Annotated in this window: 9 protein-coding genes; 4 read left to right on the top strand and 5 right to left on the bottom strand. The window is 72.3% G+C overall.

Annotated elements, in window-relative coordinates; all coding sequences use genetic code 11:
* Positions 1–59 precede the first annotated feature (59 nt).
* Positions 60–983, top strand: coding sequence for an SAM-dependent methyltransferase (locus FHX80_RS20155; RefSeq protein WP_145765475.1), 924 nt, complete (start codon positions 60–62; stop codon positions 981–983).
* A gap of 52 nt (positions 984–1,035) precedes the next feature.
* Here the strand turns inward: FHX80_RS20155 and FHX80_RS20150 are convergent, their stop codons facing one another.
* Both FHX80_RS20150 and FHX80_RS20145 read right to left on the bottom strand, forming a co-directional pair.
* Positions 1,036–4,476, bottom strand: a complete 3,441-nt coding sequence (locus FHX80_RS20150; protein WP_145765474.1) for an ATP-dependent helicase — start codon at positions 4,474–4,476, stop codon at positions 1,036–1,038.
* A 236-nt stretch (positions 4,477–4,712) separates the two neighbouring features.
* Entirely contained in the window at positions 4,713–5,120 is a 408-nt protein-coding gene (locus FHX80_RS20145) for an MGMT family protein (RefSeq protein WP_145765473.1), read from the bottom strand.
* Between the two features lie 221 nt (positions 5,121–5,341).
* On the opposite strand from FHX80_RS20145, the gene FHX80_RS20140 reads away from it, so the two are divergent.
* From FHX80_RS20140 to FHX80_RS20130, 3 genes are all read left to right on the top strand, one after another.
* Complete coding sequence (locus tag FHX80_RS20140) at positions 5,342–8,083, top strand: lysylphosphatidylglycerol synthase domain-containing protein (protein WP_145765472.1); 2,742 nt, start codon at positions 5,342–5,344, stop codon at positions 8,081–8,083.
* Between the two features lie 106 nt (positions 8,084–8,189).
* Positions 8,190–9,794: an alpha/beta hydrolase gene (locus tag FHX80_RS20135; protein ID WP_145765471.1), complete on the top strand. Its 1,605-nt coding sequence runs from the start codon at positions 8,190–8,192 to the stop codon at positions 9,792–9,794.
* Between the two features lie 69 nt (positions 9,795–9,863).
* Positions 9,864–11,444, top strand: a complete 1,581-nt coding sequence (locus FHX80_RS20130) for an alpha/beta hydrolase (RefSeq protein WP_145765470.1) — start codon at positions 9,864–9,866, stop codon at positions 11,442–11,444.
* A gap of 77 nt (positions 11,445–11,521) precedes the next feature.
* Here the strand turns inward: FHX80_RS20130 and moeZ are convergent, their stop codons facing one another.
* The 3 genes from moeZ to FHX80_RS20115 form a co-directional block, all read right to left on the bottom strand.
* Positions 11,522–12,700, bottom strand: coding sequence for an adenylyltransferase/sulfurtransferase MoeZ (gene moeZ / locus FHX80_RS20125; RefSeq protein ID WP_145765469.1), 1,179 nt, complete (start codon positions 12,698–12,700; stop codon positions 11,522–11,524).
* Between the two features lie 85 nt (positions 12,701–12,785).
* Entirely contained in the window at positions 12,786–13,628 is an 843-nt protein-coding gene (locus FHX80_RS20120) for a spherulation-specific family 4 protein (RefSeq protein ID WP_145765468.1), read from the bottom strand.
* Entirely contained in the window at positions 13,616–14,581 is a 966-nt protein-coding gene (locus tag FHX80_RS20115; protein WP_145765467.1) for an NAD-dependent epimerase/dehydratase family protein, read from the bottom strand. Before FHX80_RS20115 ends, FHX80_RS20120 begins: the two co-directional genes overlap by 13 nt.
* Between the last annotated feature and the right edge of the window lie 54 nt (positions 14,582–14,635).

The following is a 14,635-nucleotide window of genomic DNA, read 5'->3' as shown; positions in this document are numbered from 1 at the left end:
CCATGAAGAGCGTCTAGATTGACCTCTTGTCGCATCAACAGCTTTACGAGGACGGTCACATGAGTGCCGATGCCCCCGCACCTGCCCCCGGCTCCCCGGACGCCACAGCCGAACTCAGGAAGCGCATCGACACCACGAAGGCGCACCCGGCCCGCGTCTACGACGTCTTCCTCGGCGGCAAGGACAACTACCCGGCCGACCGCGATGCCGCGGCCATGGCCCTCGTCGCCAATCCGCGCGGTTACCTCACCGTGCGCCACAACCGGGACTTCATGCGGCGAGCGGTGACCCTCGCCGCCAAGGGCGGGACCCGGCAGTTCCTGGATGTCGGCACGGGGCTGCCGACGCAGCAGAACGTGCACCAGATCGCGCAGGCCGTCGCGCCCGATTCGCGTGTCGTGTACGTCGACAACGACCCGGTCGTCCTGGTGCACGCGCAGGCCCTGCTCACCAGCGGTCCCGAGGGCCGTACCGACTACGTCGAGGCGGATCTGCGCGACCCCGCCAAGATCCTCGAAGCCGCCCGCCGCACCCTCGACTTCGACCGCCCCATCGCCCTCGTCCTCGCCGCCGTACTCCACTTCATCGAGGACGACGAGGCCTACCCGATCGTCAAGCAGCTCGTGGACGCGCTGCCGTCGGGCAGCCATCTCGTCCTGAGCAACGTCAGCTCGGATCTCAACCCCGAGCAGGTCGGTCAGGTGACGAAGGCGTTCAAGGAGCGCGGCTTCGCCATGGTCCGCCGCTCGCACGCCCAGGTGGAGCGTTTCGTGACCGACAACGGTCTGGACATGCTCGACCCCGGGGTCGTGCCGGTGCACCGCTGGCGTCCCGAGCGGGTCATCGATCTGCCCGAGGCGAAGGACCCCGACGCGGAGTTCGTGGCGGGCCTGGACAAGCTGGACCGGACGCGCTATCGGGACATCAACGACGTCACCGACGCGGACGTCAGTGTGTACGGAGTGATGGCCCGCAAGCCGTGACCCGCCCGGCCCGCCCGACGGTCCCACAGCCGGGCCACCCGGGCGGACCCGCTCACTCCAGGACGTGCCGGCCCTCCGGCTGGGCGCTGCACGAGGCCTTGAAGGTGCAGTGGGTGCAGTGCTGGCCGCTCGTCGGGGTGAACCGTTCGTCCAGGACGCGGCCCGCGGCGGTCGCCAGCAGGTCGGAGACCCACTCGGTGTCCGGCGGCTGCTGGGCCTGCACCTTGGGGACGGCGTCACCACCCTCCTTCTTCGGGGCGGGCTGGCGCAGCTGTACGAGTTCGGCGCCGCCGGACTCGGGGCGCCGGCCGTCGAAGACCTCGTCGACCGCCCCTTCCCGGACGGCCAGCTGGTAGACGGCGAGCTGGGGGTGGCGGGCGACCTCGTCCTTCGTCGGGGACTGCTTGCCGGTCTTGAAGTCGACGACGTAGGCCCGGCCCTCGGCGTCCCGCTCCACGCGGTCCATGGAGCCACGGATGCGCACCTCGTACTCCCCCGCATCGAGCGTCACGTCGAAGTCGTGCTCGCTGGCGGCCGGGGTGCGGCCGGTGCGGTCCATGACGTGCCAGTGCAGGAACCGTTCGAGGGCGACGCGCGCCTGTTCCTTCTCCTGCTTCGACTTCCAGGGGGCGTCGAAGACCAGTCCGTCCCAGACCGAGTCGAGCCGCTCCATGAGGACGGCCAGGTCGGCGGGCGTACGGCCGGAGGCCACCTCGTCGGCGAGTACGTGGATGACGTTGCCGAAGCCCTGGGCGGCGGTCGCCGGGGCGTCGGCCTTCACCTCGCGGCCGAGGAACCACTGGAGCGCGCAGGTGTTGGCCAGCTGGTCGAGCGCGCTGCCGGAGAGGGCGACGGGCTGGTCCCGGTCGCGCAGCGGGACGGCCGAGCGGGTCGGCTCGTACAGACCCCACCAGCGGTAGGGATGGGCCGACGGTACGAGCGGCTGGCCCTCGTCGTCGGTGAGCGCGGCGAGCCGGGCGAGGCGGTGGGCGGCCTCCTCGCGCAGGGTGTCGGACGCGTCGGGGTCGACGGTCGTGGCGCGCAGTTCGGCGACGAGGGCGGCGACCGCGAGGGGGCGGCGCGGACGGCCGGTGACGTCGCGGGGTTCGACGCCGAGTTCGGAGAGGAAGCGGGACGGCTGGTCGCCGTCGTCGGCGGGTGCCTTGACCGCGGTGACGACGAGGCGTTCGCGGGCGCGGGTGGCCGCGACGTAGAAGAGCCGGCGCTCCTCGGCGAGAAGGGCGCCGGGGGTGAGGGGCTCGGCGAGACCGTCGCGGCCGATCCGGTCCGCCTCGAGCAGCGAGCCGCGGCGGCGCAGGTCGGGCCAGAGGCCTTCCTGCACCCCGGCGACGACGACCATGCGCCACTCCAGGCCCTTCGACCGGTGCGCGGTCATCAGCCGTACGGCGTCGGGCCGCACGGAACGCCGGGAGAGGGTGTCGGCGGCGATGTCCTGGGCGTCGACCTCTTCCAGGAAGTTGAGCGCGCCGCGGCCTCCGGTGCGCTCCTCGGCGCGGGCCGCGGTGTCGAACAGGGCGCAGACCGCGTCGAGATCGCGGTCGGCGTTGCGGCCGCCCGCGCCACCGCGCAGCGCGGCACGCTCCAGCCTGCCCGGCCAGGGGGTGCCGGACCACAGCTCCCACAGGGCCTCCTCGGCGGTGCCGCCGCCTTCCAGGAGTTCGCGCGCCTTGCGCAGCAGGGCCCCGAGACGCTGCGCGCCACGGGCGTACGCCGGATCGTGCGCGACGAGCCGCTCCGGCTCGGCCAGGGCGCGGGCCAGCAGTTCGCCGGAGGGTGCGGGCACCCGGTTCCCGGCGGCGCGTTCCTCGTCGCGCAGGGCCCGGCCCAGACGGCGCAGATCGGCGGCGTCCATGGAGCCGAGGGGGGAGGCGAGGAGCGTCAGGGCGGTCTCGGTGTCGAGCCAGGCCCGCGGTCCCGCGGCGGGGGACTCGTCGTCGGGGGCGGCGTCCGGATCCGCGGCGTCCGTGACGTCTGCTGCATCCGCGGCGTCCGCGGCGTCCTCTGCATCCGCGGTGTCCGTGACGTCCGCGGCGGCACCCGCGCCCCGGCTCAGCGCCGCCGTGGCCACCGTGCGCAGGGCGGTCAGGAGCGGGGCCACCGCCGGCTCGTGGCGCAGCGGCAGGTCGTCGCCGTCGACCTCCAGCGGCACGCCCGCCGAGGTCAGGGCCCGGCGCACCGCGGGAATCGTGCGGCCGCCGGCCCGCACCAGCACCGCCATCTCGCGCCACGGCACCCCGTCCTCCAGATGCGCCCGGCGCAGCAGGTCGGCGATGTTGTCGAGCTCGGTGGAGGCCGTGGGGTAGGTGTACGTCTCGACGGTGCCGCCCTCGCGGACCGCGCCGAGGTCCCGGTGGGCGCGGACCTTCGCCGCGGGGAGCCTGGTCATCGGCATCCGCCGGGTGAGCAGCCGGGTGGCCTCCAGCAGCCCGGCGCCGGAGCGGCGCGAGGTGGTGAGGACGCCGACCGGGGCCGGAGCGCCGTCCGCCCGCCGGAACACCTCGGGGAAGTCGAGGATGCCGTTCACATCGGCGCCGCGGAAGGCGTAGATCGACTGGTCCGGGTCGCCGAACGCGATCAGGTTCCGGCCACCGCCGCCACCCGGGGCGCTCCCCCGGTTCCCGGCCAGCGCGTGCAGCAGCCGTACCTGCGCCGGGTCGGTGTCCTGGTACTCGTCGACGAACACCAGGTCGTAACTCCCGGCCAGCAGCGCCGACACCTCGGGGCGCTCCGCGAGCAGCACCGCCCGGTGCACGAGCTCCGCGTAGTCCAGCACTCCCTGGGCGTCGAGCACGTCCAGGTACTCGGCGAGGAATTCGGCGGCGGCGCTCCAGTCGGGCCGCCCGGTGCGCCGGGCGAAGTCGGCGAGGGCGTCCGCGCCGAGACCCAGCTCACGGCTGCGGGCGAGCACCGCGCGCACCTCGTCGGCGAAGCCGCGCGTGGTCAGGCAGGCCCGCAGCTCGTCGGGCCAGCGGATGTGGGCGTGGCCCCGCTTCTCCAGATCGAGCTGGCCGGCCAGCAGATCGCGGACCGTGACGTCCTGTTCCGGCCCGGAGAGCAGCCGCAGCGGGTCGGCGAAGAGGTCGGCGTCCTGATGGGCGCGGACCAGGGCGTAACAGAAGGAGTGGAACGTGGTGGCCTGCGGGCCGCGGACGGCGCCGAGCCGGGCGGCCATCCGGTCGCGCAGTTCGACGGCGGCCTTGCGGCTGAAGGTGAGGACCAGGATGCGGGCGGGATCGGCTCCCCGGGCGACGCGTGCGGCGACGGTCTCGACGAGCGTGGTGGTCTTGCCCGTGCCCGGTCCGGCGAGGACCAGCAGCGGCCCGCCGGGGTGATCAACCACCGCGCGCTGCGCCGCGTCCAGGAGAGGGGGATCCACGGAGCCCGGCAGGGTACGCACCAGTCGGTACGCGCCCGTGGTCTGCTGCCGTGCCTGACGGTGCGGACTGTGCCGGGTGGTGGAGGAGGAGCTCACGTGGGTCGCCGGTCCTGGTGGGTGTGCTGATGGTGAGGGCGCGGCACCTGCCGCGAACTGACGACGCTACTCCGGCGACGGCCCCGATTGCGGCGGTACGGATGCGTGGATCGTCACGTTCCGCCCGGCCGGGGAACGCCGTGGGGTCAGTGGGCCCCGCGCCGTCCGCACATCATGCTTCCTGTACGCCGTACGGGCCCGGCTCCGCCCTAAGCGCCACCGGATGGCCGAAGCTGTCAGGTGTGAGCATCCCCGCCGCCGTCCGCGCCCGGACCGCCCGATCTGCCGTCCGCCGCCCCGCCGGCCACGCCGTCCCACCGTGCGCGTCTCATGTCCAGCCGCGGAACATGGCCGTCCGCATTGCGCGGGGCCTCGCGCAGCGGGGTGTTCTCCTCGCGGTAGTGGTTCAGCGCGCGCAGCTCGTGGCCGGGCAGCAGCGCCCCGTCGGCGCGCACCACACGCCACCACGGCACCGCTCCCCCGTACAGGGCCATGACCCGGCCGACCTGACGCGGGCCGCCGTCCCCCAGCCACTCCGCGATGTCGCCGTAGGTCATGACGCGCCCGGCCGGGATCATCTCGGCGACGTCGAGCACGCGCTCCGCGTACTCCGGCAGCGCGTCGCTCGTCGGGTGTTCGCTCATCCGGCCCATCCTGCCGTACGCCACCGACAGCCTGCCCGATTACGTATCCGGCCGGACACGGAGCGTGCGCGCGGCGGAAAAGGGGCGTATCTTGCGCTTCGCGCACCCCTGCATCGCACCCTGATGCCCTCCTCCGTCCGCCGGCCGTGCCACCATCATGCGGGCGGTGACCGGTGATACGAGAACACGAAGACCAATCAGAGGCGACGAAGGAGCAGGGCGTGCAGCCACCGAAGGCGGCCGACGCCTCTGATGCCGAGCCGCGCCCGGAGGGAGCCCGGCCCGACTCGGACACCGCCCCTGACACCGAACCGGAGCATCCTTCCGAGAGCCCGGCCGGCTCGACGCTCTCGACCTCCGAGAAGGAACTGTCCGAACGTGTCTCGGGGGACGAACCCCTGCTCCCCGCCCGGGTGCACCGTCCCTCCGATCTGCTGCGGCTCCTCATCGGCGTCCTGGCGATCGCCGTGCTGTTCTCCTTCGCCGCGTTCGCCCACGGCACGACCGCCGGTCTCGAACAGGACATCAACAAGGGCACCGGCCAGGCACCCGATCTGCTCATCAAGATCGCCGGTCTGGTCTCCAGCATCGCCGTACTGCTCGTCCCGGTCGCCTTCGCCATCGAGCGGCTGATCAAACGGGACGGGCTGCGGATCGCGGACGGTGTGCTGGCCGCCGTTCTGGCGCACGGGGTGACGCTCGCGGCGGATCTCTGGGTCGCCAAGACCGCCTCCGGAACCATTCAGGACGCCCTGACCCAGCCGGCGCCGGGTGACGCGCTCACCGACCCCGTGCACGGCTATCTCGCCCCCGTCATCGCCTATATGACGGCGGTCGGGATGGCGAGACGGCCGCGCTGGCGGGTCGTGCTGTGGGTGGTGCTGCTGCTCGACGCGTTCGCCATGCTGGTCGGCGGCTACACGACACCGCTGTCGATCATCCTCACGGTGCTGATCGGCTGGACGGTGGCCTACGGCACGCTGTACGCGGTCGGTTCGCCGAACGTCAGGCCGACCGGCCAGCATCTGATGGCCGGGCTGCGCCATGTCGGCTTCCGCCCCGTCTCCGCGACGCGGGCCGACGACGACCCCGACTCCGGCGACCAGAACGATCGCGGACGCCGCTATCTGGTCTCCCTGGAGGACGGCCCACCGCTCGATGTGACGGTCGTCGACCGGGAACAGCAGGCCCAGGGCTTCTTCTACCGGGTGTGGCGCAGGCTCACCCTGCGCGGGATCACCCAGCGGCGTTCCATCCAGTCGCTGCGCCAGGCGCTGGAGCAGGAGGCGCTGCTGGCGTATGCGGCGATCGCCGCCGGGGCCAACGCCCCCAAGCTGATCGCCACCTCCGAGCTCGGTCCGGACGCCGTGATGCTGGTGTACGAGCACATCGGCGGGCGCTCGCTGGACGCCATGGTGGACACCGACATCACCGACGACCTGGTGCGCGGCGCCTGGCGCCAGGTGAAGGCGCTCCAGTCGCGGCGCATCGCACACCGCAGGCTCACCGGCGACGCCCTGCTGGTGGATCGTTCCGGCAAGGTGTTCGTCACGGATCTGCGCGGCGGCGAGATCGCGGCCGGCGATCTGGTCCTGCGGATGGACGTCGCCCAGCTGCTCACCACGACCGGTCTGCGGGTGGGCGCGGAGCGGGCGGTGGCCGCCGCGCTGGCGGTCGTCGGTCCGGACACCGTCGCGGACTGCCTGCCGCTGCTCCAGCCGATCGCGCTCAGCCGCTCCACCCGGGCGCATCTGCGCAGGCTCGCCCGGGAGCGGTCGCAGCGGGAGCGCGAGGCGGTGCTCGATGCGTCGGACGCGGCCAAGCGGGCCCGTACCCATGGCGCGGAGCTCTCCGAGGACGCGGACCGCAAGGCCGTCCGCAAGTCGCACCGCACCGAGAAGCAGGCCGAGAAACGGGCCATCGACGACGCGCTGGACGTGGCCCGGGAGGAGGATCTGCTCTCCCAGATCCGCCGGGAGGTGCTGCTGATCCGGCCACAGGCCCCGGTCGAGCCGGTCCGTCTGGAGCGCATCAAGCCGCGCACCCTGTTCAGCTTCATCGCGGGCGCCATCGCCGCGTACTTCCTGATCTCGCAGGTCACCGAGGCCGACTTCGGTGCGGTGGTCGAGCAGGCGGAGTGGGGCTGGGTGGCGGCAGCGGCCGGCTTCTCGGCCCTCAGCTATGTCGCGGCCGCGATGAGCCTGCTGGGCTTCGTGCCCGAGCGGGTGTCGTTCGCCAGGACGGTACTGGCGCAGATCGCCGGGTCGTTCGTGAAGATCGTGGCGCCGGCCGCGGTGGGCGGTGTCGCCCTGAACACGCGGTTCCTGCAACGCTCCGGTGTGCGCCCGGGGCTCGCGGTCGCGAGTGTCGGCGCCTCGCAGCTGTTCGGCCTCGGCTGCCACATCCTGCTGCTCGGCGCCTTCGGCTATCTGACGGGCACCGAGAAGACCCCGTCCTCGCTCACCCCGTCCAGGACCGTGATCGCGGGGCTGCTGACGGTCGCCGTGCTGGTGCTGGTGGTGACGGCGATCCCGTTCATGCGGAAGTTCGTGGTGACCCGGGTGCGGTCGCTGTTCGCCGGCGTCGTACCGCGCATGCTCGACGTCGTACAGCGTCCGCAGAAGCTGCTGACCGGGATCGGCGGGATGCTGCTGCTGACCGGTCTGTTCGTGATGTGTCTGGACGCGTCGGTCCGGGCGTTCAGCGGTCCGGACACGCCGCACCTCAGTTACGCGAGCATCGCGGTGGTCTTCCTCGCCGGTAACGCCCTGGGCTCGGCGGCGCCGACCCCGGGCGGTATGGGTGCGGTCGAGGGGGCACTGACGCTCGGGCTGATCGCGGTCGGCCTGCCGAAGGAGGTGGCGGCCCCGGCGGTGCTGCTGTTCCGGCTGATGACGCTGTGGCTGCCGGTGCTTCCCGGCTGGATCTGCTTCAACCACCTGACGCGCAAGGGCGAGCTTTGACAACCCTCGGGGCGCCGGTCCGGAGCGGGCCGCCACCCGCCTGGACCGCCACCCGCTTGGACCGGCGCCCCGTGCACCCGTCCGGCCCCCGCCGCACGATGGAGCGATGAGGACCTCCCCTGCTGTGCGCGCCGCGGCGCTCGCCGCCACCGTGACCGTGCTGCTCCCGCTCACCGGCTGTTCGGGCATCGGTGGCAACGACACACCGGACCGGTCGGACAGCTCGCCGCACGCCGCGAACGCCGCAGCGGCCCCCGGCCCGTCCGACCTCGCCTCCCAGCAGCTGGAGTGGCACCCCTGCCCCGCCCCGTCCGAGGCGGAGGGCGGCGGCCCCACACCCTCTCCGCTGCCCGGCGGGGCCGTCTGGGAGTGCTCCGCCATGAAGGTCCCGCTCGACTACGCCAGGCCCGACGGCGACACCACGGAGCTGGCGCTCGTCCGCGCGAAGGCCATCGACCAGAAGAACCGGATCGGTTCGCTCATCTTCAACTTCGGCGGTCCCGGCGCCTCCGGCGTGGCCACCCTGCCCGCCTTCGGCACCGAGTACGACAAGCTGCGCACCCGCTACGACCTGGTGAGCTTCGACCCGCGCGGAGTCGGCCGCAGCGACGGGGTGAAGTGCGAGAGCGACAAACAGCTGGACACCCGGTACGAGGCCGACGGGACGCCGGACGACGCCGCCGAGGAGAAGATCTTCACCGACGACACGAAGGAGTACGCGGCGGCCTGCGAGAAGAACTCGGGCAGGCAGCTCCCCTTCGTCGGCACGACGAACGCCGCCCGCGACATGGACCTGATGCGCCAGGTGCTCGGCGACGCCAGGCTGCACTACTTCGGCATCTCGTACGGCACCGAACTCGGCGGTGTCTACGCCCACTTGTTCCCGAAGAACGTCGGCCGGTCGGTGCTGGACGCGGTGGTGGACCCGACCGAGGACATCGAGCAGTCCTCCCTGGGCCAGGCCAAGGGGTTCCAGCTCGCGCTGGACAACTTCGCCAAGGACTGCGCGGACCGGGGCGGCGCCTGCAAGCTGCCGGGCTCCACCGGGGCCGAGGTCGAGCAAGGGGTCTCCGATCTCCTCGGCCGGCTGGAGAAGACGCCCATCCCCGGGCTCGGTTCACGGAAACTGACGCAGACGCTGGCCATCACCGGCATCGCCTCCGCCCTCTACTCCAAGGAGACCTGGCCGCTGCTGGAGGAGGGCCTGGACGAGGCCGACGGCGGCAACGGCGCCCTGCTGCTGGCCCTCGCCGATTCCCTCAACGGCCGCTCGGCCACCGGCCACTACAACAACCTGGCCGCGGCCAACACGGCCATCAGCTGCGCCGACTCCAAGGAACGGTTCACGCTGGAGCAGACCAGGGCGAAGCTCCCCGCGTTCCGCGAGGCCTCACCGATCTTCGGGGACTACCTGGGCTGGGGCCTGATGACCTGCACCGAGTGGCCGGTGGCGGGCGCCTGGGACCACCCCGATGTCAGTGCCCCGGGGTCGGCCCCCCAGCTGGTCATCGGCAACACCGGCGACCCGGCCACGCCGTACAAGGGCGCGAAGGCGATGGTCGAGGAGCTCGGCCAGGGCGTCGGCGTGGAGATGACGTACAAGGGCGAAGGGCACGGCGCGTACAACAGCGGCAACGCCTGCGTGCAGAAGGCGGTGGACGGCTATCTGCTGAACGGCGAGATGCCGGCGCCGGGAACGGTCTGCGGGTAGGACGGTCCGGCCCCGCCCTACCATGGGCGAACTGTCGACCGGGCAGGCTCAACGGGGAGGGACGGACACGTGGTCGCACACGCACGGGCCGGGGCGCTGGCCGCCACCGCGCTGCTGCTGGCGGGGGTGCTCGCGGGCTGCGAGGACGGTACGGACGACAAGCCCGGCAAGCAGGCGGACGGCAGCACGGCCGCCTCGCCGCCCGCCGCGCCCTCGTCCACCGCGAGCGGAAAGCCGGAACTGCCCGCCCTGCCCGGCTCGCTGACCTCGCAGCGCCTCGACTGGAACCGCTGCGAGGCCCCCGAGGGCGGCAGCGCCCCGGGCCCGGCCTGGCGCTGTGCGACGGTCAGGGTCCCGCTGGACTACGCGAAGCCGGACGGCACCACGATCGGGATCGCGCTGATCCGCAAGGAGGCCCGGGACAAGGGCCGGCGGCTCGGTTCCATGCTGTTCGACTTCGGCGGGCCCGGCGGTTCGGGGGTCTCCATCCTGCCGCGCGCCGCCGGTTCGTACGGCAGGCTCAACTCCCGTTACGACCTCGTGGGGTTCGACCCGCGCGGGGTGGCCCGGAGCGCCGGGGTGCGGTGCCGCTCCGACCAGGAGCAGGAGGACGCCAACCGGAAGGTCGACATGACTCCGGACACGGCGGCGGAGGAGGCGGCGTTCATGAAGGACGGCGCCGCCTTCGCGGCCGGCTGCGCGCGCCGCTCGGGCAAGGTCCTGCCGTTCGTCGGCACGACGAACGCCGCCCGGGACATGGACCTGATCCGTGAGGTGCTCGGCGACAGGAAGCTGACCTACTTCGGCATGTCGTACGGCACCGAGCTGGGCGGCACGTATGCGCACCTCTTCCCGGCGAACGTCGGGCGCACCGTCCTGGACGCCGTCGTCGACCCCACGGCGGACACCATCGGGCACGCCCGCAACCAGGCGACCGGCTTCCAGCGGGCGCTGGACAACTACCTCAGGGACCGCGGCCAGGACCCGAAGGCGGGCACCCGGCGCATCGCCCGGCTGCTGGCGCGGATCGACCGGAAGCCGCTGCCGACCGGTACGTCCCGTGAGCTCAACGAGTCACTGGCCCTGACGGGCATCGTGATGCCGCTCTACTCCAAGGACAGCTGGCCGTTCCTGACCAAGGCACTGGACGAGGCGGAGAGCGGCCGGGGCAGCTTGCTGCTGCGGCAGGCCGACTCGTACAACGGCCGTGACGCGAAGGGGCACTACGACACCGAGAGCCACTCGCAGCGGGCCATCTCCTGCGCGGACAGCAGGGCCCGGCCGACGGCTGCCGAGGCGAGGGCGCTGCTGCCGGAGTTCGAGAAGCTGTCCCCGGTCTTCGGGGCGTTCCTCGCCTGGGACACCGCGGGCTGGTGCTCCGGCTGGCCGGTGAAGGGCGAGCACGACACCCCGGAGGCGAGCGCTCCGGGCGCCGGACCGGTCCTCGTCGTGGGGACGACGGGCGACCCGGCGACGCCGTACGAGGGTGCGCGGAAGATGGCGGACGAGCTGGGCAAGGGCGTCGGCATCCTGCTCACCAACAAGGGCGAGGGGCACGGCGCCTACGGCCGGGGCGCCTGTGTGACGTCGACGGTGGACACGTACTTCCTGGACGGGAAGGTACCCGCGGACGGCACGACCTGCCCGTAGCGGAGCACGCCGGGCACGCCGAAGGGGCCGGACCGCACGATGCGGACTCCGGCCCCTTCGGAACAGACGGTCAGGCTCTAGTACACCGGCTTCTCGGGCTCGATCTGGTGGACCCAGCCGATCACGCCGCCGCCGACGTGCACCGCGTCGGCGAAGCCCGCCGACTTGAGGACCGCGAGGACCTCGGCGCTGCGGACACCGGTCTTGCAGTGCAGCACGATGCGCTTGTCCTGCGGGAGGTCCTGGAGGGCGTTGCCCATCAGGAACTCGTTCTTCGGGATCAGCTTCGCGCCGGGGATCGAGACGATCTCGTACTCGTTCGGCTCACGGACGTCGATGATCTCGATCTTCTCGTCCGCGTCGATCCACTCCTTGAGCTGCTTGGGAGTGATCGTGGAGCCGAGCGCCGCCTCCTGGGCCTCCTCGGACACGACGCCGCAGAAGGCCTCGTAGTCGATGAGCTCGGTGACGGTCGGGTTCTCGCCGCAGACCGCGCAGTCGGGGTCCTTGCGGACCTTGACCTGGCGGTACTGCATCTCCAGGGCGTCGTAGATCATCAGCCGGCCGACGAGCGGGTCACCGATTCCGGCGAGCAGCTTGATGGCCTCGGTGACCTGGATGGAGCCGACGGACGCGCAGAGCACGCCCAGCACGCCGCCCTCGGCGCACGACGGAACCATGCCGGGGGGCGGCGGCTCCGGGTAGAGGCAGCGGTAGCAGGGGCCGTGCTCGGACCAGAAAACGGACGCCTGACCGTCGAAGCGGTAGATGGAGCCCCAGACATACGGCTTGTTCAGCAGCACCGCGGCGTCGTTGACGAGATAGCGGGTGGCGAAGTTGTCCGTGCCGTCCACGATCAGGTCGTACTGGGCGAAGATGTCCATCACGTTGTCGGCTTCGAGCCGCTCCTCGTGAAGGATCACTTTCACCAGCGGGTTGATGCCGAGCACCGAGTCCTTGGCCGACTGGGCCTTGGACCGGCCGATGTCGGCCTGGCTGTGGATGATCTGACGCTGCAGGTTCGACTCGTCGACCTCGTCGAACTCCACGATGCCGAGCGTTCCGACACCGGCGGCGGCCAGGTACATCAGAGCCGGCGAGCCGAGACCGCCGGCGCCCACACAGAGCACCTTCGCGTTCTTCAGCCGCTTCTGCCCGTCCATCCCGACATCCGGGATGATCAGGTGGCGGGAGTACCTGCGGACCTCGTCGACGGTGAGCTCAGCAGCTGGCTCGACCAGGGGTGGCAGCGACACAGGAACCTCAACAATGCAGGTGGTCGGTTTCTACGTACTTCGGCTACGTACGGTTGTTCTTGCGGTAACACTGCCACGCCCCCTCTCATTCCGAGATACCAGGTCCGATCCGCGAGACAATTTCATCCCAGTACCTGGGCAGTGTCGCGAATGGATCGGTTTGCCCCCTCCCGCTCACCGGATCCGCCTCTCCGGTGCGGTCCGTGAAGAAGATCGTTCCGGCGCCCTGCCAGCGCGCGACGCGTATCGCCTCCTCCAGATGAGTACGCGGGACGCCGTGGACGAAGTGCGCGAACCGGCCGGGTGGATAGGCGGCGGTCCACTCCGCCACCTGCGACCAGCGGTAGTCGGTCCACGGGCCGCGGAAGGTGACGAGCTGGTCGGCGGCCTCGGCGTAGCCGGGATACGGGTGGGTGTCGTGCCCGAGCACCAGATGTCCGCCGCCTCGCGCGCTGCCGCTGTCCGCCAGCAGCACGGCGAGCGTGCTGGTGAGCCGGCGGACCGCCGGGAGGCCGGGCCGCCCGGCCGGGCACCGGTCGAGGTAGAAGCCGTCGACGCGGTACCAGTCCAGGAAGGACCGGGCGTCGGCGATCACCTCGTCGAGGGGCCGGTCGCCGTGGGCCAGGTCGATCCGGCCGAGGAGCCGGCCGGCCGAGGCCCGTACGGGGTCCAGCGCCTCCTCACCGTGCACGGCTCGTTCGCGGGCGTTGCGGAGCCGGCCCGCGGCCTCCAGGCAGTGCGGGTCGGGACGGGTGCCGGGGCCGTTGTCGATATTGAGCACGGCCCAGTGCAGCGGAGTGCCGGGGCGGGCGAGCTCGGCCCACTCGGCGGGCGCGAGCAGCGGGTGCGCGTAGCCGGGGACACCGAAGCCGAGCTGTTCGGCGGCGCCGGTCCTGCGGGCCGTGCCGGTACTGGTCAGATACGGCACGCCGCCTCCATCCAGATGTCGGCGAGGGACTCCTCCAGATTGATCCGGGGACGCCAGCCGAGCCGGTCCCTGGCGGTGCGGACATCGGCCTGCTGCCAGGTGCCGCAGCCGTCCGGGTAGGGGGACGGGGTGGCCGAGAGGTGCTCGATGACCGATTCGGTGGAGGTGCGGGGGGCGCCGATGGGCAGCCGGGCGGGGGGCGTGTCCAGTTCGTGGAGCGCGCCGGCGTATCCGGCGACCTTGGCGAGCACGGCGGCGGCGTCACGCAGTCGTACGGCCCGGCCGGTGCCGATGTTGACGACCCCCTGGGCGGCGGAGAGCGAGGCGGCGTGCACGGCGCGCGCGACGTCGCGCACATCGACGAAGTCGCGCTGCACGCCGAGGCCGCTGAGCTTCAGCTCGCCGTCACCGGACTGCATGGCGCGGCGCATCGCCTCGGCGAGCCGGCCGAGCGGGGAACCGGCCGGGGTGCCGGGGCCGACCGGCGAGAAGACCCGCAGCACGACCGCGTCGAGGCCGGAGCCGAGGACGAGTTCGGTGGCGGCGAGCTTGCTGACGCCGTACGGCCCGCCGGGGCGGGGGATGGCGTCCTCGGCGGTGGACGAGCCGGGCTGCGAGGGCCCGTACTCCGAGGAACAGCCGACCTGGACCAGCCTGGCGGTGCAGCCGCTGCGCCGCATCGCCTCGCAGACGGTGGCGACGGCGACGGTGTTGTGGCGGGTCAGGTCGCGGGCCCCGCCCCGGGTGGCGCCCGCGCAGTTGACGACGACTCCGGGGTGGACGGCGTCCAGGAAGCGGGTGAGCGCTCCCGGGCTGCCGCTGGCGAGGTCGAAGCGCACGTCGGCGTCGTCGCCGCGGCCGAGTGCCGTGAGGTGCACGGCGGGGTCGGCGAGCAGCCGGTCGGCGACGAACCGGCCGAGGAATCCGTTGGCTCCGAGCAGCAGCACCCTCATCGCGCGCCCCCTGGGTGCCGACGGCGGGCTGCCGGTGCGGGGTATTGGGGGGTC

It is taken from the genome of Streptomyces brevispora (assembly GCF_007829885.1).
Classification (GTDB): Bacteria; Actinomycetota; Actinomycetes; order Streptomycetales; family Streptomycetaceae; genus Streptomyces; species Streptomyces brevispora.
The sequence above is the reverse complement of the archived record's forward strand: the minus strand, read 5'-3'. Positions and strand labels throughout refer to the sequence as shown.